This is a genomic window from Anaerobacillus sp. ABA4_114, from assembly GCF_056159065.1.
Map to the genome: position 1 here is coordinate 157,883 of NZ_JBSWUM010000002.1, position 25,887 is coordinate 183,769.

Consider the following 25,887-nt stretch of genomic DNA (forward strand, 5'->3'; position numbering starts at 1 on the left):
AATTTATATGATTAAATGGTCCCTGCAGTTATAAGAAATTCTATTTCCTTTTCGTATGTATTACAAGTATACGGAATCTCAAATAAAGGTATATTATGCAATTGCGCGTAATTACGTTTTAATTCGTCATTCTTTACTTGAGACTCATATTTTGAAAGACCGCCGAACTCAGCTACAGGCTTATAATGCTGTTCACCTTGGCATTCAATAAGACTTTTAATACTGTTATCTGAACCGAGAACAGCAAAATCATAACGCAACAAATTTTTATGCCCTACACCATATAAGTCCTGAAACCCTACTTCAACTCTATATGATACATTATGTTCTCTCAGTATATTTATAGTTCGCCATTGAAATGATGAAATGTTGTGACAGTCACAAAAAGCATTACAATAATATCCATCTCTCGCTCTAGATCCGTAGGCATCAATTTTTATCTCAAACTCTGATGATTTAAATTGATATTCTTTGCCACACAGATAACAACGACATTGATATAACTTGAATACTTTAAAGCTTCCCCCTTTTTTCTTTCGCTTATCAGAAATAATAGGTTGTTCCTCATAACTATCATCAATACACTTTAATATCTCTAATGATTCGTGTATGCTATTGGAATAATCAATGTCATAACTTTTATCCTTTACCCTGGGATATGAAGCTAATCTCTTTTTCTCGCGCTCTTGCTTTAACGTACAATTTTTTTGTTCTCCTATCTCTCCAAGCCCTTCACAATCTCTCCATCTCTTAAAAAACAAAGCTTCTTCTTTCAAGTAAACTTTTCTTCCACATTTACATTGACATTTGTATTTCTTTAGAGACTTACTTTTTTGTATCCATTTATCAAAAGTATCTACTGATTCAAAATTATTATTTCGGTTTTTCTCCCCATTAATAAACTTTTGTTTTTCTTGTTCTAATCGGTATATCTCTTTTTTAACAACTTTTTCTTGGTATTCTTCAAAACCCCCTATTATAGTAAAACATCCGTGTTTTGTTCCAATGGGCAATGTGTTTTCCATCTACATCAACACTCCTCAATTAATAATAAGATTTACACTTATAGTGCATTAATTCGCTTTCCTCCATTATCCATCTAAATGATGTGAGTGCCATGATTGTTTAGAAGCTTACAATTTGTACCGTATTTGGGTTTCAACGCACCTTTAAACTCTTTTTCTTCGACTTCTGGAAATGCTCTTCTCCATAATTCATATACATTATGATTTTTTGTTTCTCCGTGCTCGTTCTTTAGTTTCACGATATGGAATCCGTAATCGTCTCTACACCTTGCCATCGGACGATTCTGAGATAGTGAAATGATTTTACCTGACATTGTCACTTCGTATCGATTTTTATACCCTAGAATTTCTCTTCTGACCTCTTCCATTGGTTAACTCCCTATCCGTTAATTTTATTCTAACATTACTCATTTACCCTTACATTGGTACGCCGTAGTTCTCAGCGAAATGCTCCAAAAAATCCACTAAAAAAGCTTCGAAATCCTCGTAAAAATTCGGATCGTTCTCCATTCCTGAAACGATCTTCTCTATGTCTTCTTTAGACAGACCTAATTGGGAAAGACTTTCACCTTGTTCTAGTTGAAACTTCATGAATGTTCTAAATGCTGTTCTTGTATCCATTGTTCCTCTCCTCTCTTATGCTTAATTAGAAAATGTTATTTATGGTAGTCCCCTGATTTTACCACACCTAAGAGGTTTCTAATCGCTTAGCAATAGTAATGTGACCTATTCACCTACCGAATTAAAAAAGCCCAATTATGTATGAATTGAGCTTGCTTACTATTTGCCTGTTTATGAATTAGGAAAGAACACCCGTGATTTTCAGTCATGGGATGAATTTCCGCCGGTTAGCACATTTGAGACAAACACACGTTCCTTTGGTAATATATAGCTAAAGGTGGTGTGAAAAATGAAAGAGAAAAAGCAATACGGCATTCAAAAAGAGTATTTGAAGTTAAAATCTAAAAAAGAATATCTTGCTCTTCGTAAGCTCGTTCATTTAAGTAAGAACATGTATAACGTGGGCTTGTATTCTGTTCGACAACACTTCTTCAAGACCAACACCTACCTTCGGTATAGTAAGAACTACCACGAGTGTAAAGGGAATGAGAATTACAAACTGATGGGTACAGCTGCAGCACAACAAACCCTAAAGAAAGTCGATGAGAATTTCAAAAGCTTCTTTGGATTGCTTAAAACGCCAGGATGTAAGGCGCGTATTCCTAAATACTTAGACAAAGAAAGTCATTTCGAATTAAGTTATCCTCAGTTCAAATACAAAGATGATGGAACATTCAATGTCCCTGTCTCTACTGTATTTAAAAGAGAGTATGGAAACATAAACATTCGATTTCCTAAAAATTTGAACCCGAATAAAATAGCCGAAATCCGTATTATTCCTAAATATAATGCTCATTACTTTGAAATTGAGTATGTATACGAGGTCAAAGACCTTCCGGAGGTTCACCTCGATTCAAATGAAGCATTAGCAATTGATTTAGGGATTAATAATTTCTGTTCAGCTATCGACACCCTAGGTCACTCTTTTATCATTGATGGTAAACGAATTAAGTCTGTTAATCAGTGGTACAACAAAGAAAACAAACGATTGCAGTCCATCAAAGACAAACAAAATATCAAACATCTCACAAACCGTCAGGTTTGTTTGTTGAAGAAACGAAACAACATTTTACGCGATTATTTAAACAAAACAACTCACTACATTATCCACTACTGTTTGGATAATGGAATCGGTAAATTGGTTGTTGGGCACAACATCGGATGGAAGAAGAATAGTAAGATGGGCAAACGTTCAAATCAACGTTTTACACAAATTCCTCATAGTCAATTGATCAGTAAATTGGCATCTATGTGCCAACGATATGGTATAGAGTTTGTAAAACAAGAAGAATCCTATACATCTAAAGCTAGTTTTCTAGATTCTGACGTCATTCCAGACTTCCACGAGGAAAGAATGAAAAAATACACCTTCGCAGGAAGGCGTATTAAACGTGGTTTGTACAAGACGATGAAAAACATACTAGTCAACGCTGACATCAATGCTGCAGCTAATATCCTTAAGAAAAGTAAGCATAATATCTCTATGGATAAAATGTGTAGGGGGCTTTTGGCAGTCCCAGCGAGAATTAGAATCGCGTAAGCGATCATTATTTTTTGTTCTCGTAGAATCTCGTTACTTCAGTGACGAGTAGTTCAATAACCATGTTATTTCTTGTTCTCATAAATTTCTAATACTTCGCCTCTACCTGATATAAATTCGATCGTTATCTCTTCGTTATTATATGAGGTTACCGGCAGTTTAACTTTAATGGATTTGTTTTGTCTCCCCTCACCCAAGAACCTTTCGTGCACTGAAGCTTCATCGATGCCTTCTCTTATTTCATCGACTATATATGCATTTGAGGGGGTTTTCTCCAACTCATCAATCAATTCTCTTTGTTTCGTTAGCATATTGAACATGTCATCAAAATTAACTACCTTTGTTTTTATATGAACCTCTTTGTTGTTTTCAAATGAGTAATATTTTGTGTAAGCTACTATATTCTGTATGTTTGCTAATATAACAATAAGAGCAAAAAATCCAGATATGATAAAAACCCGTTTTTTCACATCTTTTCCCCCTTTCCGCTTAATTTTATCATTAGAAACCCTCGCTATCTAATTTTTCCAATCCATAGCTTCGCTTGGAAAAACGGTATTTTCCAATAATAACTCATATTTTGTGATAAAATTTTTAAGTAATAGAATACATAGCAGGAAGGGAGTTTCTATGAAAAATATTACTTCTCCTATCAGGGATGTCGAAAAACTAACTTTAGAATTATATGAACAACAAAAAATAAGTCAAAACCATTATAAGAGTTTAGAAACATTAACAGAAAAGGAAGTTTACTTGTCATTATACGATGATGGACTCATTCCTTTGAGTGAAGTACCTCAACATTTTCGGGAGAAAGGAAAGAAAGAAAGTCCTTTACTCTCTAACTCCAAACGAGAAAACAATAATGTATTGAATAAGTTAAAATCTTTGTTTCGTCAGAAGAATGAACAATCAGAAAATGCTTTACCTGAAGGTTATGATCGTGCTCATGCAGTGCTCAAAAACTTGTGGGGTAAGAAAAAAATCACCCTAGAAGAATTCAAAAAGAATAACCTGTTGTCAGAGAGTGATATGTACCTCTCCTTATACGATGATGGTTATCTCAGCAAAGAAGAAGTTCCGTCTTATATTCTAAAAAAGAAAGATGAGTTAATTGAACCTTATGGATATGATGAAGCCTTTCAAGAATTGAAAGATGCATATGATAAAGGTTCAATTTCATATGATGAATTCTTTGAATTAGATCAATTGCATATAGGGGCATTACGGGAAGCACTGCATTATAATCCTAAAGTGGATTATCAAGATATACTTGTATTAAAGCGAGATAGAGAAGCTGCGGAAGCTAAAAAGTGGGAGGAACAAGAGGTTAAGCAAAAACCTACTCCTACCCCCTCCCCTTCTACTGCTGTTGGAAATGAATCCTCTAATCATGTCTCTGATAAAAAAGGGAAAGAGATCAAAAAACCTGATGGTTATTCTAACGCCGTGCCTGTTTTAAAAAAGCTATATGATAAAGAATTACTATCTGATGCGGAGTTTGCCACTTATCATAAACTTCCCCTTAAGGATATGTATCAAAAATTAGTTCGAGATGGCTTAATCGGAAGTAATGAAATACCTTCAGAGTACAAAATTGAAGAGAAACAAGTGGATGTTAAAGAAAATAATGATGAAGAACAGGAAGAAGTTAAAGAAGAACGTGTAAAAGGTGCTCAAAGTAGTCGTGTCGTTACTGATTTTGAGTTGAAGTGTTGGATAGAATCTTCTCGAAAGAAGAGATTTGAAGGGTTAATAGTAAGAGGAGTTATGTCAGAAGAAGACATTCCAAAAACTAAGTAAAAGATGAATAACGGAAAATAATCCATAATTTTGGTGAGTGTGCAGTCATGCGGACTCACCTTTTGTTTGAGAGTTAAGAAGTTAGAGGTACTAAATAGACTTTTGGAACTTCGATACATTTTTTGTGATAAAATCTTAAAGCAGAAATACTACATAGCAGGAAGGAAGTTACTATGAGCAACGGAAAGCCAATGGGTTACGAAAAGATGCCTCCTAATATTAAGAGGTTATGGGATGAGGGAAAACTCACCAAAAATCATTTTTTAAGTTTGATGACTATGACTGATCAAGAAATGTACACTTCATTATACAAGGAGGGTTATTTAAAGAAATACGAAATCCCAATAATAAAAACAAAAAAAGTCCAAGAACCTCAAAAAGAGATTCACGAGAAAAAGAAAACTTCATTATCTGAAAAAGTTGAATCTAAAACTATAAATACAATAAAAAAGCTTAAAAGTTTGGTTCGTAAGAAAAAGGTTACTAATGGGTTAGTAAAAGGTAAGCCCTCTAGATACCGTCATTCTCATCCAGTTTTAAGGGATTTATGGGATCGTAACAAAATAAGTGTACTTAAATTTCAAAATTTAGCTTTATTAGACGAGAAAGAAATGTACGTGTCTTTGTATAAAGAAGGATATATAAGACAACAGGATGTTCCTTCTAAAGTATTTCAAGAAAATAATGTTCACAAGTTCGCTGCGTTTAGAGATGTTAATGAAGCTTCTTCTGTTCCTAAGGATAAGGAGACAAAGGAATACCGCTCCAAAACTTATAAAGAGGATACTGGTAAGAAGTTCAAACATGATAGTGGTGATGAGGAGGCGTACGAGCCTAATCCTTTCGCTGAAAGTGTTCTTATTGAATTGTTAGAAGAAGGCGAAATTACAATAGAGGAATTCGAAGATTATGATAGTCTGGATCATGAAACTATGTATGAAAGATTGTTGGGCAATAACTTGATTGAAGACTTCCAAATACCACCTGAGTACCTCATTGTAGATGATCCAGAAAGGCAAGAAATCCTTAGGAAAATGAACTATGATGATGCTATGAATGAAATGTTCGATAAGAAGCCTTCTGAATATTATTATGCGGATTCTATATTACAGAATCTCTATGATTCGGGGGATATTGATAGTAGTGAATTAGGTCGTTTGACCAGCTGTTCGGATTTTGATATGTATGAATCCTTGTATGAAAAAGGTTTAATATCTTGTAATGATATTCCAAATGAGTATGTAGATAGTATTTGTCCTGAACCTACTTTTTTTATATGATATAGACATTAATAATTGCGCTTAACGTAGAGTTAAGCGTTTTTTCCTTTTTTTGAAAACGATATGATAGTGAGTCCGTTAAAAAGGATTAAAGCAGAATCAGGATGTTCATCGTTGAGGGTAAGATTATCACAGGTTCACAATACAAAAAAGATAATAAGTTTTCAAATCTAGCAAACTGCCTAACGATGTTTTAGAATTTACTTATTCTCACCTTGATATTTGGCAACCAGCAAAAGCTTTTGTTCTCTATGTTGCTCTTACTAATGAAGGGTAGCGTATCATCCAAATTTATAACATTAATTCACCCAGGTATTATGAAGCGAATTTGAATGGTTTTGTTGAGGGAATTGAGGCAATGAGTTTTCCTTCTAACTAAAACAAGTTACTTATGAGCTTTGCAATATGATATATGGTGAACCGATTTCTCTTTTATAGGGGATAAAATAGGAGGATCTACATGAATAATACCATCTTTACAATAATTGATTTCGAAACAACTGGTCTTGATTCAACGAGTGAACAAATTACAGAGGTAGCAGCACTTAAGATTGATGAAAATGGAATTGAATATGGGTCTTTTCATACTTTTGTACGGCTCACTGAAGGTCGTAAACCCTCTCCCTACGCTAAGGTAACTGAAGAGGAATGTGCTACTGGAATGGATGAATCAGAAGCCCTTTCAGCGCTAGGTGCTTTTTGCAAAGATACATGCGTCGTTGCACAATATGCACCTTTCGATTTTTCATTTGTAAAAGAGCACTTTCAGCCGAAAGACTTTATCTGCACACGTACCCTGACATTCATGGTTGAACCAAAGGAAAATCCTAGTCTGGTTCCGACTTGTGAACGAAATGATATTAAGGTTTTAAACGCCCATCGAGCGATGGATGATGTATTGATGACCAAACAAGTATTTTTAATGCAAAAACCCAAAGCTGATATTAAAGATTTTGACTATCACAATGTAATCGTTGATTTCAAGAAGAGACCTCTTGTATTTGCTCCTGAAAACGCCAGGATAATCGTCGAAACAGATTAACAAAGAGGACTTATTGTCACCTATACATAGGAAAATACAGAAAAAAGCCACATCTCAAACCTAAACAGTTCAGGACGTGGCTTTTTTCTTTTCACATTATTTAGTTATTGCCAACTAGTTTTAAATTGTGACATTTGAGTTCTGTAAAAAAGAATCTCATAGGTTGAGACTCTTTTTTGTACTTATCTATTAGGTTCGACTCTTTAGGTTTCTGCATTAAGTTCAGCGATTTCTTCGACAACTTCTTCGGTTATGCCGGTCTTTTCAGAAACTTCCTTTACTGAATATCCATCCTCAATTAACTTTAGTGCTCTGGCTCCAAGTAAAAGGTTTCGTAGCGTTTCCTCCTTTTGAAACTTTTCGAACACTCTTCCCATTCCAAACACCTCCCAGCAAAATAACTAGATAGCTGAATTGCTGTCTTTCTCTAATAGATCGGGTACACTTTTGTGGAAACACTACGTTTCTTATCGCTTTCTCTTTTGCTAAATGATTATATTTCGATCTTTCTAATGCCCCCGAAACTATGATCGTCATGGTCATTATTAATGGACTGTTCTTCCTGTTCATTCATCCACGTCTCCAGGCTATTAACTCTGAATAAAACTCTTTTGCCTGCTCTAATGTGTGGTACCTTGCTTTTCTTGGCTAGGTCTAATAGAAGGTGGTAGCTTATACCTAAGTATTCAGCAGCTTCTTTAGCAGTAAGTGTAGTCCTGATGGGTGAGCTCATTGGTAAATCCTCCTTGAATTGTGGATTACTAATTCAGAATTACTGGATAGCTGAATTACTGTCTTTCTCTAATGGATCGGGTACACTTTTGTGGTAACCTCTGTATTTCCTAATCGTTTTCCCTTTCGCTATCGAGTGGTTTTCTCCCCGCTCCATATCAACCCAATTAATAGTCCCAGTTAATTCATAATTCTTCGGTAAGAGAACCCTTCTTAAGATATAATTAAGCCGTTCGTGTGAGAAAAGACTGCTGTCTTTGTTAAAATGAATTAGTTCTCTTCCATCGTCACTTGCTTTCCACGGGCACCAAAGACGGGGTTGTATGCATGGAGGGTTGTTGTATTCTTTGATGTATTTTTTATATTCTGGCTTTTTCCTATTCCACCCCTCGCCCTCAACAAAGAATTCACCGTCGACTCCAAGCTCTTCATAGGTCTCAAAGCCATCTCGGACTAACATATCGACATCGTATTTCATTCTTCTAGTTCTTCCAAGTCCGTTTATCAATCGTTTAGTATTCTCGTCTAGTGGTTTGTTTAACTTCATACTGCCGCTTACCCATTCCATATTACCCAATGGTATCCCTCCCTTTTATACTAAAGAGTGTTGCCATATTATCACTCTGTCATTCTATGAATTAGATATTTTTTCCTGCTATAAAAGGTGTTTAGTATGTGATTTAGGTTTTACAGTTATGAAACTAAAAAAGAAGAAGAACCTCATAAGAGATTCTCTTCGGCATTTAATTTCTGCTATTTTTAAGCGGCTTTTGAATCTGAGTTAAGACATTCAAGATATTGGTTACTAAAGTCCTTTTAACATTACTGTCTTAAACCGGGGTATTCCAATCTCTTGAGAATTCTCTATATTCTTTCATGTTCTCAAATATCACATAGTCAACTCCCCCTAGAAATTCGGCGAGCTCTTCATAGGAAGCTTTTTCGATCTCATCAAAGTACGGATCGTCTTGTTCTAAGTCCTCCCACATCCCCGCTAAAAAGCCTTTTGCTTCATCGAGTGTTTTTTCTTGTAAATCTTCTAGGTCTTGAAGGTCTGCAACGATATATAGTTTTTCTGTTTTAATAGTCATAATTTGATCTCCGTTCTATTTTTTTAGTCATGTTTCAATACAATGTTAGTCATCGTTTGTTATCCCTTATTATAATGTGATATTAGTTGTTAATTGGTGAATACCTGACAAACTTGCCATAATACTCAAAGTCCTCATCGGTGGTATTGTGGATGCTAGCGCCTTCTTTTAAACGGCGTTTGCTCCCGACATCTTCAAAACCTCTATCATACATATCTTCGACGTGCTCTTCCCTCTCCTGTTTGTTGTCATAAGTGTACTCTTCCATTTCATAACCGGATATTTGTTTCATTGTATAGTGCTCCTTTCAGTTATCGATTTAAGTTAAAATTTATCGCAGTATTCCCTGTACACAGCAAGTGCTTCAACTAGCATGTCATACAATTCATCATGGTGGCTGTCTGGTTCATGTTCTCCGTTAACGCTTTCTAATCGATAAACCCGATAAAGCGGTCTATAAAGATTGTCTTTATTCACTTCCTCGTTATCAGCATGAAGTTGTAGAGTAATCTGATCACCAGACCTGCAGCTATATGCTAATAGGTCTTCACTACCTTCAAGAAGATCATTAAGATTATTGGTCATGCTCCTCTCAACTTGTAGCTTGAGTTCGTGAATAGATAAGATTGATTCCTGTTCTGATACTACGTCATTCTTCATAACTTGGTGCATTGGAATTCTCCCTTCGTTTTCACCTTTGTGATTTTATTAATTCTAAAACACTTCTCTGTTTGTAGGGAAAAAACGAGTGGGTTTCGAAAGATTACTTGTTTTATAGAGGTGTAGTTAATTGTGACAACAAAAAAGCAGGTATAACCTCAAAAGGTTACCCTGCAGTAGAATTTATTTTCACTTTCTTCTTTACTATCCTTAGTACGAACGATTTGATTAAAAGGCTGTTGTAAATATAAATATGGCAATTACTAAGCCTATAATCCAAACACATCCTAATCCTTGAAAAGCGTCCCTTCTATACTCATCACTTTCATTTTCAGTGTCTCCGTACTTTACCATTGCATACGTTATGAAGATCAATCCTCCAATGATTAAAAATGGAATGAGGAAGATGCCTCCACTTAATAGAAATAGAACAAGCATTAGAGGGATAACCCACAATATAAACCAGGATTTCATACAACCTTCAAAACCCATAATAGCCTCCACACATTATTTTTTTAATATCATGCACTTATTGCTCTTCGCAGTGGTCTGTAATGGTAATCTTCTGCTCGTTGATAGAACTCTTTTTCTAAGTCATAACTCAATCTATTATTGGAAGCGGTGTTTTTCGCGACCAACTTGTTAAATAGAATGTAGTTATTTTGATTTACAGGGACAATATCGTACTCCCAAAGATCCAGAAACTCCAAAGCTTTATTAACTGTATCAATAGTATCGGTATATGGCTCTTCATCATTAACGGTTAGTTCAGCCAAATACTTAGCAATGCCAACAATTCCGTCCATTCCTTCAATACTGTCGTCCCTGAAACAATTTTTGGATACATCGAATACTAAACCGTAGAATTTTTCCATAATAAAATCTCCCTTTTTCTTTTTATGTTATGTCCTAAAGATTATAAAACAAATTTTCTTCTTGTTTATAAAAAGAGTTAATTATACTCCATAAAGTTCAGACGGGATAACAATTTCCGTTATCTGAGAAAAAGCACACGTTCATAGTAGTTTGTTTTCCTGTTTTATATAGTATGATTTGTATAGAAATAGAAATGGGGGATGAACGTGCAAGAACACATTTTAGAAGTGATCAAACAAACGGAAATTGACCATGATATTAAAATTTTGTATGCGTGTGAGTCTGGAAGTCGAGCATGGGGCTTTCCTTCTAAGGACTCGGATTATGATGTTAGGTTTATTTATATTCATAAAAAGGATTGGTACCTGTCCATAGATCAGAAAAGAGACGTCTTGGAAATTCCTCAAAGAGACAAATTATCCATTCCGGTTCATGACCTGGTTGATATGAGCGGTTGGGAACTAACGAAAGCGTTAAAACTATTCCGCAAATCAAATCCACCGCTACTTGAGTGGTTGCGCTCCAACATTGTTTACTACGAAGCGTTCTCTACAGCTGACAGAATGAGAGGATTTAAAGATACAATCTTCTCTCCTACCTCTTGCTTGTATCATTATCTCAATATGGCGAAGGGTAACTTTAGAGAGTATCTTCTAGGAAGCGATGTGCGAATCAAAAAATATTTCTATGTATTGCGTCCAATACTTGCTGCTAAATGGATTCAAGAGCACAACATGGTGCCTCCCATTGAGTTTCGTGAGCTTTTCGATGGTGCTCAAATGAGTTCTGAAATACGTGAAGAAGTGGAAACTTTGTTAGTACGGAAAATAGCGGGAGAAGAATTGGATATCGAACCAAGAATTGATGTGATTAATAACTTCTTGGAAAAGGAGATCAAACAACTTGAGCAGTATACTAAGAGTTTGGATTTTGAGTATGAGGATCCGACTAACAAGCTCGATATACTCTTTAGAAGTGCTTTAGATGAAGTTTGGGGTAGCTAAATGACTTTAACAAACATTATAGATACTTGATAGTTTAGTTGGTTAGCGTTTATTGGACGAAGTTTACACTTTTAACTTATAATATCCTTATCAGGAAAGAAATGGCGGGTAGAATAAAACATCTGCATGAAGACATTACACGAGATGTTCTTTTATTTAAATCATTTCTTTACAACCATAAGGGGGAACATCAATGAGGAAAATCGTTCTATTAATCGCTGTACTTGTACTGGCTATCATGTCTGGATGTGGCGCAAGTAACAACACCCAAAAAGAAACGGCTGCTGATAGCTCAGCGAATAAAGAAATCGAAAAAGAGAAACCAGAAAAGGAAGAAGCAAATCTTGAACTTGTAAGTGCAGAAGAGGAAAAGAGTAGTTCCGGTGATGGGACTAACCTTTTATCATCTAGCGATTTCTCAGAGTATCTAGAAGTAAAAGTGATGGATACCGATGTAAAAGTGATGGATACTGAGGAATATAAAAAGGCGATGCATCCGTTAATTAAAGAAGAAAAAATCATCTCAAAGACAATTAAATTAGAAGGCGCTCCTGACTTAGACAGTCTCGATATTTTGACCTTAGAGGATGATATCATAGGGATTGAATACAACGGAGAAACAGCTAGGATTTCTAAAGTATCTTTTGACTCAGTTGAAGAAGGTATCGAATACGCGAATCAATTACAAAAAGAATTTACTCGGGAAGAAGCTAAGCAACTCTTAGAAAATTTCTATAAGTATATAGGGAAAGAAAATTACGAAGAAGCATACAAATTAATCGGTAGCCCATGGAGTGATGAAATTAGTTACTCAGAATTTGCTTCAGGGTATGAAAACACTACTAAACTTTCTTTTCTGGTGGATTTTATAGAACAATTAACTCCTAAGGATATGATTGTACATGTTGAATTGACATCTACAGAAAACAAAAATGGTGCTGTAACCAAAAATACCTTTGATTTAGAATATGAAGTTGAGAAGCAGGAAGGACAGTTAAGCATCATTAGTGGGAGTGGGGAAAAGTTAAGTTCTTATGTAGTCAATAATGGTAAATGGGATTATGAGAAATGGGAATCCGCTAACACTGACGAAAAAATGATTAAGGTCGCTAGGACTTGGGAAGAGCATGTTTATACTGATCCTACTGCAGCAAAATCAGACGAAGTATTGTCTGATACTGTTAGTTATATAGATGATAACTATAGTTCTTTCAAGGAATCTTATAGTTCTATCGATGAGTTAATTATCGCAGTCTATGACGATCCCGAAATTTATTCTTATTAATGTGTTTTACATATCATCCAAGATGGTATGAGGTGAAAAAACAAGTTAATTAATAATTTAACTCATTCAAGATGTTAAAAGAGCCATCATAACTTTTGATGGCTCTTTTTGTAATCTATAGACTTTCTTCTGTAGGTGGATGTGAAGGGGGTGGTATCTTATCATCGCCTAAGAGTGGCTATCAACCTTAACATCCCCAGCCGTCAGGTAGTTCCTTTTCGCATTTCTCGGTAGGATCGTAGTTGCTTAATTCAGGAGAATCGAATGAGTTGATTATCATGCTTTCCACCGTCTCCTCGTTGTTCACGATTTTATCACGCTTATCATCTATAAGCATCGAAACCGATACTAACACCCCATTACCTCTTGGGTTATATCCATGTCTCTCCCACGTTCTAGCAATTTTGTATAAGCGATTTTCTAGGGTGGCATTATCCCATTGTTCGATCGTCCACTTATCTTCGTTAAGAGGCATTTCGTTGGATAACAAAACCTTCCCCTTTCCTTCACTAATAACAAAAGTATTGTTCTGAACGACAACATCGTATTCTACTTCAAACTTCTGCTTGGTAAGTGTGTCCTTTGTTTCTGTATCGGAATCAAGTCCTCCGGTGACTTTAATATGATTATCAGATACCTTTTCTGAGCGTATCACCCAGAACTGCATGGCTGTAGTATTGGAGTATCCTGAAGCGAATGTTTGGTAATCCATTTTATTTCTCCAGGGAGTTCCGATCAAATTATAAGCTGATTTGTAATCTTGGTTAATGATATGTTCATAAAACGTTTTGACAAGTTTCTCCGCTTGTGAAGAACTTAAAATCTTATCAGGTTGCTCGATTTTTAATGTAGCAGCATCCTTACGTGCTTCTTCAACCGTATTATATAATTTATGGTCGAATTCATAGAGTGTAAGATCATTATACAGCACACCTAATACAGCGTCGCGAAGTTGTATGATGTCCATTTTTCCAGGATCTCCGTGTATCATCGTGTTGAGGTCTACAGTATCTACATAAATAACCCACTTCTCTTCTTCGTAGCCTTTTAGCATACCTTTATATTCGTAGGTTAAATGAGTGCCTCCTTCGCCACCTGTAAGGTATGGATAAGCTTCGTCATCAGTACCGATAAGCTTTGAGGTATCCTCTTCATTAACCAAGCTCGATATATCTTTTAGTTCTCTTGATAATTCATTAAACAACTCCGTCTTCTCTTCTTTTTCCTTGGTTTCAAAAGCCTTTAAATCGGTATAATATTTACTCACTAGGGCTTTAGAGTAATCTGGATAGATGAGTGGTTCCTTCTTGTTCACTACTAGATAGATGTCATAGATTAAATTCCTTAAATTTTGCTGCACTTTAATTCCTTCGTCTCGGGAATTATCTGTTTTTACAACAGGGAGAACACTATGAAGTTCAGCTAGGTTGAAGCCGTTACGTAGTCGCATTTCATTCCTTATCCTTTTAAAGAACGATGTTTTAACATTATCTTCAGCGTTTAACAAACCTCCGTCGTGGAAATAAACGAAACCTGTAATATCTCCTAGTTCTCTATCCTCATATGGAAGAAGGATGTATTTCCAATGTCCAAATTTTAAATCCTCAGTGCTTTCTGAAAATACAGCGTATGTTAATATTTTCATTGTCTCCGAAGAGGCGTTATTACTTCTGTAAAAGAATTCAGTAGTCTCAATCCAAGCATCGAGGGTACTCTCCACTTTTTCAGACGCCTGAATGTAATCGTCTACTCCTTTTAAAGCTAATTGTTTTTTATAATCAAGTTTTTCAACATTTGTTCCTTTTAATAACCTTCCAAAACTAAGTTCCACTCCAAGTTCAAACCCATCATCAAATGCTGCTTCTAAAACCGAGATGTCATCGTCCCCCATCCAAGCTTTAAATGCAGCGTCACCGCCTGGTAATTGTTTCAGTGCATTCATATAAGCGATTGTCTCATCATCCCGTAGAACAACTCTCCATGTGTCTGGTTTGTCTGATAATAAGTTGTTATATTCTACTGCGATACCGGTCTTATTCAGTAAGTCATAATCCGAAATCTCCTCTTCTTTTGTCTTAGACTCGTTAGCATCGGTTTCCTTAGAAGCATCTTTACTACAAGACGTTAGTATCAGTAGAGACGTGAACAAAACCAACAAAAACGTTCTCAATAAATCGCCTCCTGTTTATTGTTTGGTGTAAGGACTGGAGTTCATTGTTCAAGTTCCCACAGAAGATTAACCAAGTACATATTCGCTACAAAAATATCAAATCCCCTTAAAATATCTAAAATATGTAAATTATATTGGGTTATTACGAAAAATTAATACCATACATATTCAAAATTGATTCGAATACACTTCCTAGGTCTATGCCAAATAGTGTTGTTATAAGGATTGTAAGAATGGCAATTAGTATTGCATAATTAATGATATTGCCTGACCCTTTAAAAAAATCTTGAGTAAATCTTTTTGCGTAATTCATGAAACCCCCCCTTTTATATTGATTAGGTTCATCGCAAAATGAATAACACTTCGAATTTTCTTTTTGCGAAGTTTGCGGGTATAGGGATCAAAAAAGACCTTCCCGCATATCAAGGGATAGGTCGTCATAGCGATATTTATAAAGATGTTTAGGAGAAGGAAAAAATTTATTTTTATTAAATTTAGAATTGAGGTGATATTAGTGGATTCATTCGTATATTGGTATCTGGAACTCCCATATCTTAATAGGTTTTTGTTTATCATTGCAGTGGTGGTAATCTATAATGTGGTCAAACTGGCTTCGAAGAGGATGATCAACAAAAGCAATCGAAGTGAGCAAATTTATAGAAGGCTTACTATTATTAAGAGAATTTTGGAGGTTGTAGTATGCATAGGTGCAGTTTGGTCGGCATTCATGTATTATCAACTGACAAATAACTTATGGTTCTCATTGTTCCTAGGTTTAATAATTCCGGTTCTTATATCTCTAAACTATGTTCTAGGTAACCACCAAAGGAAACTTCTCCTCAAAGAAGGATGAAGTGCTCATAGCGGTAAAAATAAGCAAACGTATATCTAAAGACCCCTAGGATAAAAACCTAGGGGTCTGTTTTTAGAACTATTTAGTTTTGATCACTTGAGTTCCGGCAATAAGGTCATGAATAGCCCGATTGTCATTTCTTAAACCGACCATAAAAGCACTTACAATGACTCCTAATGTGAGGATATAAAATATAGAACCGACAATTTCTCTTTTAAACATTGTTTCACTTCTGCAACTCCTTTGTCTCTCCAAATAGCACCTTAATTGCTTGGTATGTAGATTGGTTATTCGAATTTCAGAATCGTCATTCTGTAGATCAGGAAGACCAGGACTGAGACGACAGAGAACAGCACGGCATACACATGAACCTGCAAAATCATGATTTCCTCAAAGGAAGGGAAAAACAAGACCATGATCCCCATTTGTGTAACAAAATATAGAGTACCAATGCCTACTAGACCAAAGAATTCATTTTGTAACCGCTCAAACCAATTTTTCGGTTTCCAATCCCAGTCGTCCCCTAAGAACTCATTTATTTCATACCAAATTAGTGATGCGAAAAGAATGGATAATAGGATGATAATAGCAAAAGCAGTATAGTTTGTATTATTCTCGTTAGATAAATCATACCTAAAAAATTCTTGAACGATGGCATACATACAGGTGAATGTAGAAAAGCATAGTAGCGCAAATCTGAACTTCTTTTCCATGTCGATAGCAAACTTAGACATCTTTACGTATTCCCTCCTTCACTAATTGAATAATCTTTATGGTCATATAGTTATTATTCTACTAATTGCATAAAATTTCAATCATATCCAAGATATGAATATAGTAACAAGTATGAAATCAGTTTAAGTAGTAAATGGGTGAATGGGTACATAAAAAGAAGAGCTCACCGTTGTATAGGTTTGCTCTTCTTCTCTGCACAATTATGTAGTGTTTTGTGTTAATAAAAAAGGTTAATCTAGATGAAAGTACCTTCTCATTGAATTCATAAATCGTATTTTATAGATTGTGTGGAATCCAGATCGTACTGTATTCATGAATCTCATTCTATAGATTGTATGATAAGCGTACCGCTTTGCTCTGATTTCACACTCTTTCCTCTCGCCGTGAATCTTTATAAGCTCGCTTCGTTTATCTTTCACAAGAGTTCTATATAGATTTTTCTCAAAATCATTTAGCTTGTGCCAATTATATAGCTTCATCGTCAACACCTCAATTTAAAATTACATTAAAATATATGTTTTTATTATATCACAAAGAAAAACACTGAAAATGTATGATTTTAAATCATTAATAAAACGGTCAATGGCAAATGCCTATGACCGTTTTTGTATAAGAGTTACTGAGGTATGCTTCTATAATCCGCAATACTCTTAAATAAATAACCTCCGTGAGCATATGCTTCTTGACCATTTATTAGTACCTTGTACCATTCGGTTGAATCATCGATCACCTTAATTGTATCGAACTCATATATGTGTCCAAGCTTAGGTGCGTCAATTGTTGGTTGCTCACGAACATTTAGATACGTGTTCACACCACCAACAAAATGAGTAACGATGTTTGCGAGAGTGCTATTATGTACATAGCCGGTTACACCGGAATACATGACCTTATAATATGATTGATCCTTATTTAGAATTGTGACCTTCTCACCTTTTGGAACAGTGGTGAGGACTGAATCATCAATCGATGGACCACTTCTCAGATTTGCATAAGTATTAACATCGTGAACCGTCAGCTCTTCCACTTCTGTTTCTTCGTTCTTTTCAATATACGGTCCATAAGAGAAACCGATCACTCCGTTATATGAGACTACGCTGTAATCCTGGTACGTGTCATAAACAGTGGCAGTGTCTCCTAGAGGAATGTCCCCTACTTTACGAGAATTAAGGTCTGGTTTGATACGAATATTTAAGTGCTGATTAACGGTAGTTACTTTTCCTGTAGCTGGACCAACATGAATATCTTCAATCTTTTTGTCGTATTCAGAAGCTGCTCTTTCAATTGCTCCTACAAAATCATAGAAAGCTTGCGTTTTATTTCCATTTCTAGAAATGTGACGACCATCATCATAGAATGACTTTCTAAGAGCGGTTGAAAGTTCAAGTTGAACCCCTGCTTGTAACCCTCCGATGTTTGCAAAGTTATCTGGTTTTACACCTGCTAAGTGAGATTCAGCATCCGCTACAACAAACCCTGCAGCTACTAACTCATCCTCTACGATCTTTCTTAGTCCTGTGTTTAAGCCGCCAATTTGTACATAAGGATTATCCATGTCGTAGAAACCATGAAGTGTAATCCCTGTTGTTGTTGCATGGGCTAGAGCGTAACCTAGTGGTTCGTCAAAGTTAGTAGATGTTATGTGCATTGGCTTGAGATTATTTTCGTCTACTTGATAACTTAGTAAAGATTCAAAAGTGTACGTGCTATAGTTTGTTCGTTCTCCTAGTTCTTTTACTATGTCTTCTGTGCCACCTTCAATGTTGCCACCGTGTATTGCGCTAAAAAGGATTGTTGAATCATCCAACTCACCTGACACTTTGTAATCCTCACCCTTAACAAAATCTTTTCTTAAATCTTCATATGTAGAATATTTATCTTCTGCTTCATATTGACTCGGAATCAATAGAACGCACATTAATGCTATTAAACTAGTAAAATACTTCAAACTCCTATCACCTCCTACCTTTTCGTTAAGCGATAAGGAGGCGATACCTCCATTAGAGCGGATGAAAAAGAGGAGAGTTTCCTGCTTGTTTTATATTTCATACCTCCTAATGGTCTAAAAATTAGATGACTTTTCACCGCTAGAGAAGATTTGATTTATAATTTCAGCAAGAAATAAACTAAAACATGGAGGTTTTACTATGTATTACACTGCAAACATCGAGGGATTTGGAAATGTAAAAGAGAAGTTGAAAGAAATCGGATTAGAATTAAAACCCGCAATAAAGGTTTCAGAAAGTAAAAAAGAAAATTCGAAGTTCGATTCCTTATTTTGTGTTGTCTACAAAGGGGTGGGAATTTCGTATATCCGTATTAATGAAAATAGCACTTTCGACACGATCGATTTCTTAAACTTCCCTTCTTCTTTCCGGTCACATATGAAGAATCTATCACTGGAAAAAGTAATGGATGTTTTACAGAGTGTGATTACGAATAATTTTAAATCTGCTTAAAAAATTCGCCATTAATCAAAGAGCTAATAGATTTGTTCTATTAGCTCTTTTATCGCAAAAAGTTTCGAGGCGAACCCTCTAGATAGAGGTATAATAATAGATTTATTTAACCACGACCTGAATTCCGAATTATAATTTGTGCAAGAATAGAACTAATCCATTTTAAAAGGGAGCGGATGTAGTATGGCAATGAAGTATAAAGTCCATCAAGTAAAAAGGAATCTGACTAGGGAAGTTGGATTTATGGGATTGGAAATGATGAAGGCTGTAGACCTAGAGGTGAGTCTGGATAACTACGACCTGGTATATGAGGGGGAATATTGAATCGAAAAGCGCTACGGATGCTACAGTAGTCTTAGAGGAGCTTTACACTAAATTCAATGTTAATCACCCTCAAGATTTTCAGGGTCGCTCAATGAGCGTGTCAGATATCGTAGAGATCAATAATGTGCATTACTATTGTGATTCTTTCGGTTGGAAAGAGATCGCATTATGAGGGTGTAATGACGTAATGCTGTAATGATTTTTCATTACAATGAAATTTCATAAATCACTACTGTGACTGTGTTTTTCACACTTATAGAAGTAATGATTTTCATTACTACCAAAAATAATAAATAAAGGATGGATATTATGAAAAAAAGAGAAACCCACAAAGTAACATTCTCAGATGGATGCGTTAAGTATATAGATTGGTTAGATCATGCGGACAAGTATGCAGAAGACAATGATTTGTTTGTTGCTGATATTGAAAGTGCAACGGTTAATGTTGACTTAATTGAAGGTAAAGATTGAAATAGTAATAAACGATAATTTTATAAAATGGATTTTTAATATGAACATAATATCTTCATATTAAAAATGCATGTGTAAAGGTGTTTAAAAACGTCTAAAGTTGAAAATATAAAATTTAGCTAATAGATTTTTTCTATTGGCTTTTTTTTTATTGGTTGAGTAGAAAAAAGACACAACGACTTTTACGTCATTATGCCTAGTTTGATTATTTAATTTCCTAGGTTTATGTTCCAATAATCTATAAGTATTAGACTACACAGGAATCAAATTCAACTAATTTACTGAGCGAGGACAATATAAATGAAGTCTCATTTTCTAATTTATCACAAAGTTCTTCTTTGCTATTAACAGTCTCGATCCACTCATAGTGGTCGTAATGCTCCGTTAATTTTAACGCAAGACTTCTATTGCTATGTGGCGCAAGATTGTATTTCTCACGAATAAAGTTTTTTTCTTCTTTATCATAATCTTTAATTTCAGCATCTACATACTTCAACTTGTATTTGTTGTCTGGTAGCGGTTCAATCACTACAAACATGTAATTGCTTTCACTAATTTTCTGACTCCACTTATTCTGTTCTACAATTTTCCAAGTAATTGGTCTTTTAGGGTTTGCTGCTTTCTTTTGTCTCCAATTCATAACTTTCATCCTCTCATCATTTGTTTATCTTAATCTGTATAATAATAATTGATTTCCATTTTTTAAGTAAAAAAAGCATTCCCTTTTAAGGAAAAATGCGTAGAAAATCTATTTCAAAGTAAAAAAAGGGGATTATCCCCTAAATTAAACTATCCTCCAAGTAAGCGAATGCTGGAGTGTTGTCTCCTACCCACGCACCTAATACGTTATAACTAAAATAGTCCAATGCGTCCTCTTCTGTCATTCCCTCGTCTATCACCAAGATTTCTATACACTTTCTAGCATCGTACAAAGCGACCATCATACCGCAGCGTTGCACATAACCGATCAGTGCATCATCGAACCCATCTGCAAATAAAGCTTCCTCTAACACTTCTGCTATCTCTTCTCTTGAAACGTTACTCAAACCTATCACCCCCTAAATCTTATCAATTATAGGTGACATCGAGGTGTTTGTTTCAAAATAGGTTGTGTTTTTTAATAATCGAAAATTACTGAGTTGTTCTTTTTTAATGTAAGGAACAAAACGACTTACAAAGTCTACATTAATTCCCAAATAAAAAAAGCTGACTACAATTAGTCAACTTGAACTTGGGGATTCTATTTCTCGCTTATTAACAACTTCATTCTTTTTTAATTCTACCAAGTATTTTTTCCCACATCCATTAACTCTGTAAAGGTGAGCAGGCGTCTTATCATCCTCATTAATAACAATAGATGTAGCTTCGTCACAATGATTAAAATGAGCGAAAATTGCTTCCATGTTTTTGTTATTCTCGCTCCCCTTTATGTAGATAGGGGTAAAAATTACAGCAAAAGAAATGAAGAAGATCAAACTACCTATTGTCGTTTGGGTAATATTTTGTTTGAACACTATTTGATAGACCGAATATATCACCACGGAATAAGATAAAAATAATATGAAAAGCATCGTCTTCAATAAAAACCCTCCACTTTTTCTTTATTATAACATGCCATTTCCCTCTCATAATTCAAACACAATTCTTCATTCTAATGGTTATCTCCAATTTATTTCGGGTTCGTAACTTTTCCTAGGTGCTATCTGCTATGTTGCGGATTAGAAACTAGATTTTGATGAAGAAAAAAACCGCTATGACGTTAATGCGTATAGCGGTTGTTGCTTAAAATGTCGTTTATAAATACTGGTGTTGGTTCGGTCCACTTTGATTTTGTAGTTCCAACAATAAATCCAGGTTTATTGAAGTTTTGTTTTTCTTAGCAAACTGACCAACTATTATGATCGGAACTTGGACTTCTAAATTGTAGTCCCCTGTCTTCTTCAGAGAAGCTTCTTGTAATTCTTGTCCTTCAAACGGAGCTCCTGAGTTTATGGCATTGACGATAAAACAAAACACCTCTTCATTTACATAAACAGTCATATAAACCAATTCTATTCCTCCTCTTAGTTGATAGTGGTTGGACTGATGATGATGATGGAAAGATTTAAGTACAATTGAGTTGGATTACTATTTTATTTTAAGCCTAAAATTGGTTTGTTGGTGGATAAATTTCCAATGTTTAGTGAAAGTTGTATTATTTGAACCTAGACTAGATAGTTTATGTCCCCATAGTATTTTCACTTTTGTTTTTCTCCTATCGCCCATAGTAAGTGCTACAATTTTTAAAATGATTTTACTTATGGAGGAATGCATATGAGTTACAAAACAGTTAACAAACTTTCAAGTAAGGCAACAGACGCATCTTTTCTCAAATTTAAGAATTGGGAAGACTACAAGAATTACACACCAGATTTTCACGAACTAAAAGTTTCAGATAAAATTGCAATTAAAGGTTGTAAGGAGACCTGGATTGTTGCGAACAACGCACTATATCCAACGAAAATATCAAGGAACGTTTACCTCAAACCTACAATTACTATCAATGATGAATCGGGTTTTTATGCTGCGATCCTTAGAGAGGATATTGAGACCATTTTTGAGAGTGAGGAAGATGAAATGATTTTTAAAAGTGGTGGGCAGTTCAGCCTATTCTGACAGTAAATTATTGAAGGGCAATCATTTGCCCTTTTTCTAATGAAATTTATGCAGAAATAAAAAAACACAAGGTAATCCTTGTGTTTAACTATTTCATAAATCAAGAGAGTCGTAAAAGGCGGTATTTCCGGTAGCCTTGCCCCACCATCTGTTTCCATAATCCCAATGGAACCATGCTAGAGGGTTATTGGTGAAGCCAGCTTCGCTCATAGCATGGAAGAGGATTCTCCTGTTTGACCTAAGTTCTTTATCTTTTTCGCTTAAGCCTCCATCTTCGAACTGTTCGTAATGCAACGAACTCTTATTCTGAGGCGCGCTGTGGCTCAACTCAGTGCCCATATCCAGGACGTTATCGTGATTATCGGCTAAAGATACATCGACACTTCCTCCGGTCATATGGGCGATCTCTGAGATGTCTTTGACTTCCTCATTTCGAATGCCTTCAATCAGAGCCTTTGGTGTGTAAGTTTCCCAGACAACCAACTTGTAACCTTCAGGGAGGTTGTTAGCCGCTGTAACCACCTTGTTTTTTATAGTCTCTCTGACAAAAGACCTCTCAATAGATCCTTTCTTCCCTTCTTTGTAAGCTTTTGAAAACACAACTAATTTATCAGGGCTAACATCGTTTAGTAAAACGAGCTTTTCGCCATTTTCACTAACCTTAACATCACTTACATCACTAACCATCGGGATATCTGGAATCTTTTTCATCAAAATATACACCTCCTAAAAAAACACTTACTTAGTATAATCTCTTTTAGATATTTGTGGGAATATACCAAATCTTTTCCGTAGTTTGATAACATAGAAGAAAATAAGAAGGGAGATGTATGTATGGAAAACTCACTTTTTAATGGGAAAGAGTATATTTTTAGAGATGTGATTCGTCTAGGCGATAATCGCAGGAAAATTCTAGAGCGTTCTAATCAGGATACTAGCCCTACTCAGGTCGGTGACTTTCTTTCGGAAGATCGTGGAATGGAAAGTAGACAAATAAGAGATGAAATCGATTCATATTTGAGAGGTCTCGAATTAGAAGATATAAAAATGCTCCATGTTGTTATGTATATTGGTCGTGATCAAGACCATCTAGAGTCTGATGATCCTGAAGAAACCTATCGAGATTATCTTGAGAGTTTAAGTTTTAACGAAGCAGAAAGAGATATGGAAATCCGACAGTTTTCCGGAAAAGTACCTTATCCTAACTACTTAAGGAATGGTCTTGAAATTTTAAAGGTTGATATAGGTAAATAACAAAACCCCAAGACAGGTAATACAAGCTTCCTGTCTTGGGATTTATATTTGTATTTGCAAAAACAATAAGGTTTTGTGAATTTCTAACGTTTCGCGTTCTTAATTCAGGACCGCCCCGTTGTCCATTTTAATAATTTCATTCGCGATGATAAATTTAACAGCTGTGATAGCCTCGGATACATCTTTAAATTCTGCAGAGTGTATCTGGGAAACGTATACATGGTCATGTTCGGTATAGAATGAGAAGCCGTTCCACTCGAAACCAGTAATCTTGAGATTATCAAGTTCAGATGATGCCCACTCAATAAGGTCTTTTGTTTCTTTTTCCAATTGTAAAGTTCTTCTCATAGAATCATAAGAATTATACACATCAAGCACCCTTTCTTACGGAATAAAAACAGTATGTCCAAGAGATCTGAAGTTTAACAAGAAGTAGATTAGAGTTGCTCTTGAGATGTAAGATGTCTCTAGAAGAAATACTGTAGGCATCTATTCGTATAAAATTCCCTCATGTAGCGGTACATCTAATAATGCACTTTTGTTCCATTTGTACTTAACTAACAAGCTACACGTATCTAATTGGTGGTTTAACAGTTGCATTCTCCTTCTTACGCCAACTTCATCGTGAAGATTATTTCTTATCCATTCCGAATATTCCTTAGTCTGCACTAAAATCCCCTCTGCTGCTTCTGGTATTGCGTTATTTAAGATCTCTTCAAAAGTCTCTAGGTCTGAATCTAATATTTTGCCCCTTGTTTTAACTTCCCGATCGGTGGAATTTCTCTTTCTCATGGCGTCTAATTGCAATTTTATATCTCCAATAATCATGTCTACTACATCCTGCATCAAATTGGCACAAGTAACTGTATTCTCATCTAATTGAGAAGATTGAGATGATAACAACTTAAGTTCTGCGTTTTCTATTTCTGATTTTGATATTTCCTGCATACGTGCATGAATCTTAACTAGTTTTTCGTCTTCTATTTCTAACTCTACAAGTTCTTGAAAAAGTTCGTACATTCCGTACATTTCAAGCACCCTTTCTTAACGTAATAAAAATAGTATGTCCTAGATTTTCAGGTTTAACCAATAACAGTGAAGGGTTGAACTTGAGCTGTTAGACGATAATATAAATCAAAAACCCCAGGCAGATAAGAATAAACAGACCGTCTGGGGTTTTTCTAGATTATATGTAATTTTTCAAAAAACAATATGTTCTTCTGTACCTATTAGTCCTTTCTGGACTGAATGTACAAACTTACAATATGAGCAATATATAATCGGTGATTGATGATATCTTCTTCAGAACCATATCGTAGTGTCCAAGCCATCTCTTCTGCTTTAGATGGTATTGGTTTCCCGTTTTCTATTTTGTACATACTTTCTTTAGGCTGTGCCATCTGTTCCTCCTAGATAGTTGTCTTCGTTTCTTACCTTTATTACGTTATATAAGATTTAACAAAGTTAATCTGGTGGTAAGCTTCAGATATCGCTCGGTTAATGGCTACAGGGTCATTGTTCGATACCCCAGTCTTCTTATAATTGAAGAACCCCACTTCTCTTGCCCACTCTTCAGGTGTTTTCGGTTTGATAATGTTATTCCACGCTTGTAGCATATAACAGACTTTCATTTCTAGGGTTAGGGATTGAATCTCTTCTTCGTTTAACCTTCTTGTATTCTTCATTTTGATCAACCTTTCTAACATCGATTACTATTTAAGACGATTCACTCTATCACATTTTTATCCAATGTTCCGTTGGTTGAGCGGATTGTAATTTTGTTAGTGAACCGATATGTACATAACTAAGTTGATTCGTATGGTCGCGTACCATCACTAAGTCTTGATCACAGTTTGGGCAAAAAGATACGAAGTTGAACTCACACCACTTCATATCATCGATAGCTTTGTATGTATTACAAACACAGCAAGGTTTAGAATCTCTCATGTAAATAGACTCTCCTTTAGGGGGTTTATTGACGTTATGTTAGTTGTTCAGCAAGGTTTA

The 25,887-nt window shown here is 35.4% G+C and carries 37 protein-coding genes and 1 pseudogene; 12 read left to right on the forward strand and 26 right to left on the reverse strand.

Annotated elements, in window-relative coordinates:
• Positions 1–11: 11 nt before the first annotated feature.
• The 3 genes from ACXAEY_RS22235 to ACXAEY_RS22245 all read right to left on the reverse strand — a co-directional run bounded on the left by ACXAEY_RS22235 (position 12) and on the right by ACXAEY_RS22245 (position 1,646).
• The gene (locus ACXAEY_RS22235; protein ID WP_474815263.1) at positions 12–1,025 is read right to left on the reverse strand and encodes a hypothetical protein; all 1,014 of its coding nucleotides are present in this window, start codon (positions 1,023–1,025) and stop codon (positions 12–14) included.
• A gap of 74 nt (positions 1,026–1,099) precedes the next feature.
• On the reverse strand, positions 1,100–1,393 hold the full coding sequence (locus ACXAEY_RS22240) for a hypothetical protein (protein ID WP_474815264.1): 294 nt from the start codon (positions 1,391–1,393) through the stop codon (positions 1,100–1,102).
• Positions 1,394–1,442: 49 nt separating this feature from the next.
• Positions 1,443–1,646, reverse strand: coding sequence for a hypothetical protein (locus ACXAEY_RS22245; protein ID WP_474815266.1), 204 nt, complete (start codon positions 1,644–1,646; stop codon positions 1,443–1,445).
• Between the two features lie 289 nt (positions 1,647–1,935).
• Between ACXAEY_RS22245 and ACXAEY_RS22250 the strand changes: the two genes are divergently transcribed.
• Positions 1,936–3,186, forward strand: coding sequence for an RNA-guided endonuclease InsQ/TnpB family protein (locus ACXAEY_RS22250; RefSeq protein WP_474815268.1), 1,251 nt, complete (start codon positions 1,936–1,938; stop codon positions 3,184–3,186).
• Between the two features lie 65 nt (positions 3,187–3,251).
• Here the strand turns inward: ACXAEY_RS22250 and ACXAEY_RS22255 are convergent, their stop codons facing one another.
• The gene (locus ACXAEY_RS22255) at positions 3,252–3,656 is read right to left on the reverse strand and encodes a hypothetical protein (protein ID WP_474815270.1); all 405 of its coding nucleotides are present in this window, start codon (positions 3,654–3,656) and stop codon (positions 3,252–3,254) included.
• Between the two features lie 160 nt (positions 3,657–3,816).
• On the opposite strand from ACXAEY_RS22255, the gene ACXAEY_RS22260 reads away from it, so the two are divergent.
• The 3 genes from ACXAEY_RS22260 (at position 3,817) to ACXAEY_RS22270 (ending at position 7,311) form a co-directional block, all read left to right on the forward strand.
• A complete protein-coding gene (locus ACXAEY_RS22260) occupies positions 3,817–4,989 on the forward strand; it encodes a hypothetical protein (protein ID WP_474815272.1) in 1,173 nt (390 codons plus the stop codon).
• A 173-nt stretch (positions 4,990–5,162) separates the two neighbouring features.
• The gene (locus ACXAEY_RS22265) at positions 5,163–6,269 is read left to right on the forward strand and encodes a hypothetical protein (RefSeq protein WP_474815274.1); all 1,107 of its coding nucleotides are present in this window, start codon (positions 5,163–5,165) and stop codon (positions 6,267–6,269) included.
• 460 nt (positions 6,270–6,729) lie between these two features.
• Positions 6,730–7,311: a 3'-5' exonuclease gene (locus tag ACXAEY_RS22270; protein WP_474815275.1), complete on the forward strand. Its 582-nt coding sequence runs from the start codon at positions 6,730–6,732 to the stop codon at positions 7,309–7,311.
• A 203-nt stretch (positions 7,312–7,514) separates the two neighbouring features.
• Here the strand turns inward: ACXAEY_RS22270 and ACXAEY_RS22275 are convergent, their stop codons facing one another.
• The 8 genes from ACXAEY_RS22275 to ACXAEY_RS22310 all read right to left on the reverse strand — a co-directional run bounded on the left by ACXAEY_RS22275 (position 7,515) and on the right by ACXAEY_RS22310 (position 10,669).
• On the reverse strand, positions 7,515–7,688 hold the full coding sequence (locus ACXAEY_RS22275; RefSeq protein WP_474815277.1) for a hypothetical protein: 174 nt from the start codon (positions 7,686–7,688) through the stop codon (positions 7,515–7,517).
• A gap of 116 nt (positions 7,689–7,804) precedes the next feature.
• On the reverse strand, positions 7,805–8,044 hold the full coding sequence (locus ACXAEY_RS22280; protein WP_474815279.1) for a helix-turn-helix domain-containing protein: 240 nt from the start codon (positions 8,042–8,044) through the stop codon (positions 7,805–7,807).
• 39 nt (positions 8,045–8,083) lie between these two features.
• Positions 8,084–8,620: a hypothetical protein gene (locus ACXAEY_RS22285; RefSeq protein WP_474815281.1), complete on the reverse strand. Its 537-nt coding sequence runs from the start codon at positions 8,618–8,620 to the stop codon at positions 8,084–8,086.
• Positions 8,621–8,873: 253 nt separating this feature from the next.
• Positions 8,874–9,134: a hypothetical protein gene (locus tag ACXAEY_RS22290; protein ID WP_474815283.1), complete on the reverse strand. Its 261-nt coding sequence runs from the start codon at positions 9,132–9,134 to the stop codon at positions 8,874–8,876.
• 82 nt (positions 9,135–9,216) lie between these two features.
• Complete coding sequence (locus ACXAEY_RS22295) at positions 9,217–9,426, reverse strand: hypothetical protein (protein ID WP_474815285.1); 210 nt, start codon at positions 9,424–9,426, stop codon at positions 9,217–9,219.
• Positions 9,427–9,458: 32 nt separating this feature from the next.
• A complete protein-coding gene (locus ACXAEY_RS22300; protein ID WP_474815287.1) occupies positions 9,459–9,806 on the reverse strand; it encodes a hypothetical protein in 348 nt (115 codons plus the stop codon).
• 216 nt (positions 9,807–10,022) lie between these two features.
• Positions 10,023–10,286 carry a hypothetical protein gene (locus tag ACXAEY_RS22305; protein WP_474815289.1) on the reverse strand — a complete coding sequence of 88 codons (264 nt, stop codon included), beginning with the start codon at positions 10,284–10,286 and terminating at the stop codon, positions 10,023–10,025.
• A gap of 29 nt (positions 10,287–10,315) precedes the next feature.
• Positions 10,316–10,669, reverse strand: coding sequence for a hypothetical protein (locus ACXAEY_RS22310; RefSeq protein ID WP_474815291.1), 354 nt, complete (start codon positions 10,667–10,669; stop codon positions 10,316–10,318).
• A 207-nt stretch (positions 10,670–10,876) separates the two neighbouring features.
• On the opposite strand from ACXAEY_RS22310, the gene ACXAEY_RS22315 reads away from it, so the two are divergent.
• Together ACXAEY_RS22315 and ACXAEY_RS22320 are read left to right on the forward strand one after the other, a co-directional pair.
• The gene (locus ACXAEY_RS22315) at positions 10,877–11,674 is read left to right on the forward strand and encodes a nucleotidyltransferase domain-containing protein (protein WP_474815292.1); all 798 of its coding nucleotides are present in this window, start codon (positions 10,877–10,879) and stop codon (positions 11,672–11,674) included.
• Positions 11,675–11,867: 193 nt separating this feature from the next.
• A complete protein-coding gene (locus tag ACXAEY_RS22320) occupies positions 11,868–12,959 on the forward strand; it encodes a hypothetical protein (protein ID WP_474815294.1) in 1,092 nt (363 codons plus the stop codon).
• 187 nt (positions 12,960–13,146) lie between these two features.
• Here the strand turns inward: ACXAEY_RS22320 and ACXAEY_RS22325 are convergent, their stop codons facing one another.
• The 4 genes and pseudogenes from ACXAEY_RS22325 to ACXAEY_RS22340 all read right to left on the reverse strand — a co-directional run bounded on the left by ACXAEY_RS22325 (position 13,147) and on the right by ACXAEY_RS22340 (position 18,665).
• Positions 13,147–15,129: a hypothetical protein gene (locus tag ACXAEY_RS22325; protein ID WP_474815296.1), complete on the reverse strand. Its 1,983-nt coding sequence runs from the start codon at positions 15,127–15,129 to the stop codon at positions 13,147–13,149.
• A 931-nt stretch (positions 15,130–16,060) separates the two neighbouring features.
• A pseudogene (locus tag ACXAEY_RS22330) lies at positions 16,061–16,207 on the reverse strand (RDD family protein); the annotation flags it as partial.
• Positions 16,208–16,269: 62 nt separating this feature from the next.
• Entirely contained in the window at positions 16,270–16,716 is a 447-nt protein-coding gene (locus ACXAEY_RS22335; protein WP_474815298.1) for a hypothetical protein, read from the reverse strand.
• 617 nt (positions 16,717–17,333) lie between these two features.
• Positions 17,334–18,665 (reverse strand): poly-gamma-glutamate hydrolase family protein, encoded by a 1,332-nt coding sequence (locus ACXAEY_RS22340; protein ID WP_474815300.1) that lies wholly within the window; start codon positions 18,663–18,665, stop codon positions 17,334–17,336.
• Positions 18,666–18,864: 199 nt separating this feature from the next.
• Between ACXAEY_RS22340 and ACXAEY_RS22345 the strand changes: the two genes are divergently transcribed.
• The 4 genes from ACXAEY_RS22345 to ACXAEY_RS22360 all read left to right on the forward strand — a co-directional run bounded on the left by ACXAEY_RS22345 (position 18,865) and on the right by ACXAEY_RS22360 (position 19,971).
• Positions 18,865–19,176 carry a hypothetical protein gene (locus tag ACXAEY_RS22345; protein ID WP_474815302.1) on the forward strand — a complete coding sequence of 104 codons (312 nt, stop codon included), beginning with the start codon at positions 18,865–18,867 and terminating at the stop codon, positions 19,174–19,176.
• Positions 19,177–19,365: 189 nt separating this feature from the next.
• Positions 19,366–19,500, forward strand: a complete 135-nt coding sequence (locus ACXAEY_RS22350) for a YodL domain-containing protein (protein WP_474816515.1) — start codon at positions 19,366–19,368, stop codon at positions 19,498–19,500.
• Positions 19,484–19,672, forward strand: coding sequence for a YodL domain-containing protein (locus ACXAEY_RS22355; RefSeq protein ID WP_474815303.1), 189 nt, complete (start codon positions 19,484–19,486; stop codon positions 19,670–19,672). Before ACXAEY_RS22350 ends, ACXAEY_RS22355 begins: the two co-directional genes overlap by 17 nt.
• 137 nt (positions 19,673–19,809) lie before the next feature.
• Positions 19,810–19,971, forward strand: a complete 162-nt coding sequence (locus tag ACXAEY_RS22360; RefSeq protein ID WP_474815306.1) for a hypothetical protein — start codon at positions 19,810–19,812, stop codon at positions 19,969–19,971.
• A 247-nt stretch (positions 19,972–20,218) separates the two neighbouring features.
• Here ACXAEY_RS22360 and ACXAEY_RS22365 read toward each other — a convergent pair whose 3' ends face one another.
• From ACXAEY_RS22365 to ACXAEY_RS22380, 4 genes are all read right to left on the reverse strand, one after another.
• Positions 20,219–20,611: a hypothetical protein gene (locus ACXAEY_RS22365; RefSeq protein ID WP_474815308.1), complete on the reverse strand. Its 393-nt coding sequence runs from the start codon at positions 20,609–20,611 to the stop codon at positions 20,219–20,221.
• A 139-nt stretch (positions 20,612–20,750) separates the two neighbouring features.
• Entirely contained in the window at positions 20,751–21,017 is a 267-nt protein-coding gene (locus ACXAEY_RS22370; RefSeq protein WP_474815310.1) for a hypothetical protein, read from the reverse strand.
• Between the two features lie 174 nt (positions 21,018–21,191).
• Positions 21,192–21,551: a hypothetical protein gene (locus ACXAEY_RS22375; RefSeq protein WP_474815312.1), complete on the reverse strand. Its 360-nt coding sequence runs from the start codon at positions 21,549–21,551 to the stop codon at positions 21,192–21,194.
• Positions 21,552–21,765: 214 nt separating this feature from the next.
• Positions 21,766–22,020, reverse strand: coding sequence for a hypothetical protein (locus ACXAEY_RS22380; RefSeq protein ID WP_474815314.1), 255 nt, complete (start codon positions 22,018–22,020; stop codon positions 21,766–21,768).
• Between the two features lie 264 nt (positions 22,021–22,284).
• On the opposite strand from ACXAEY_RS22380, the gene ACXAEY_RS22385 reads away from it, so the two are divergent.
• Positions 22,285–22,626, forward strand: coding sequence for a hypothetical protein (locus ACXAEY_RS22385; protein ID WP_474815316.1), 342 nt, complete (start codon positions 22,285–22,287; stop codon positions 22,624–22,626).
• 93 nt (positions 22,627–22,719) lie between these two features.
• On the opposite strand, the gene ACXAEY_RS22390 is transcribed toward ACXAEY_RS22385, so the two are convergent.
• On the reverse strand, positions 22,720–23,337 hold the full coding sequence (locus ACXAEY_RS22390; protein WP_474816517.1) for a M15 family metallopeptidase: 618 nt from the start codon (positions 23,335–23,337) through the stop codon (positions 22,720–22,722).
• A gap of 123 nt (positions 23,338–23,460) precedes the next feature.
• Here ACXAEY_RS22390 and ACXAEY_RS22395 point away from each other — a divergent pair, with 123 nt between their 5' ends.
• Entirely contained in the window at positions 23,461–23,880 is a 420-nt protein-coding gene (locus tag ACXAEY_RS22395; protein ID WP_474815317.1) for a hypothetical protein, read from the forward strand.
• 99 nt (positions 23,881–23,979) lie between these two features.
• Here ACXAEY_RS22395 and ACXAEY_RS22400 read toward each other — a convergent pair whose 3' ends face one another.
• The 5 genes from ACXAEY_RS22400 to ACXAEY_RS22420 all read right to left on the reverse strand — a co-directional run bounded on the left by ACXAEY_RS22400 (position 23,980) and on the right by ACXAEY_RS22420 (position 25,827).
• A complete protein-coding gene (locus ACXAEY_RS22400) occupies positions 23,980–24,249 on the reverse strand; it encodes a hypothetical protein (protein WP_474815319.1) in 270 nt (89 codons plus the stop codon).
• 120 nt (positions 24,250–24,369) lie between these two features.
• Positions 24,370–24,909: a hypothetical protein gene (locus ACXAEY_RS22405; RefSeq protein WP_474815321.1), complete on the reverse strand. Its 540-nt coding sequence runs from the start codon at positions 24,907–24,909 to the stop codon at positions 24,370–24,372.
• 200 nt (positions 24,910–25,109) lie between these two features.
• Positions 25,110–25,280, reverse strand: coding sequence for a hypothetical protein (locus tag ACXAEY_RS22410; protein WP_474815322.1), 171 nt, complete (start codon positions 25,278–25,280; stop codon positions 25,110–25,112).
• A 39-nt stretch (positions 25,281–25,319) separates the two neighbouring features.
• Complete coding sequence (locus tag ACXAEY_RS22415) at positions 25,320–25,565, reverse strand: hypothetical protein (protein WP_474815325.1); 246 nt, start codon at positions 25,563–25,565, stop codon at positions 25,320–25,322.
• 49 nt (positions 25,566–25,614) lie between these two features.
• Positions 25,615–25,827, reverse strand: coding sequence for a hypothetical protein (locus ACXAEY_RS22420; protein ID WP_474815327.1), 213 nt, complete (start codon positions 25,825–25,827; stop codon positions 25,615–25,617).
• Positions 25,828–25,887 lie beyond the last annotated feature (60 nt).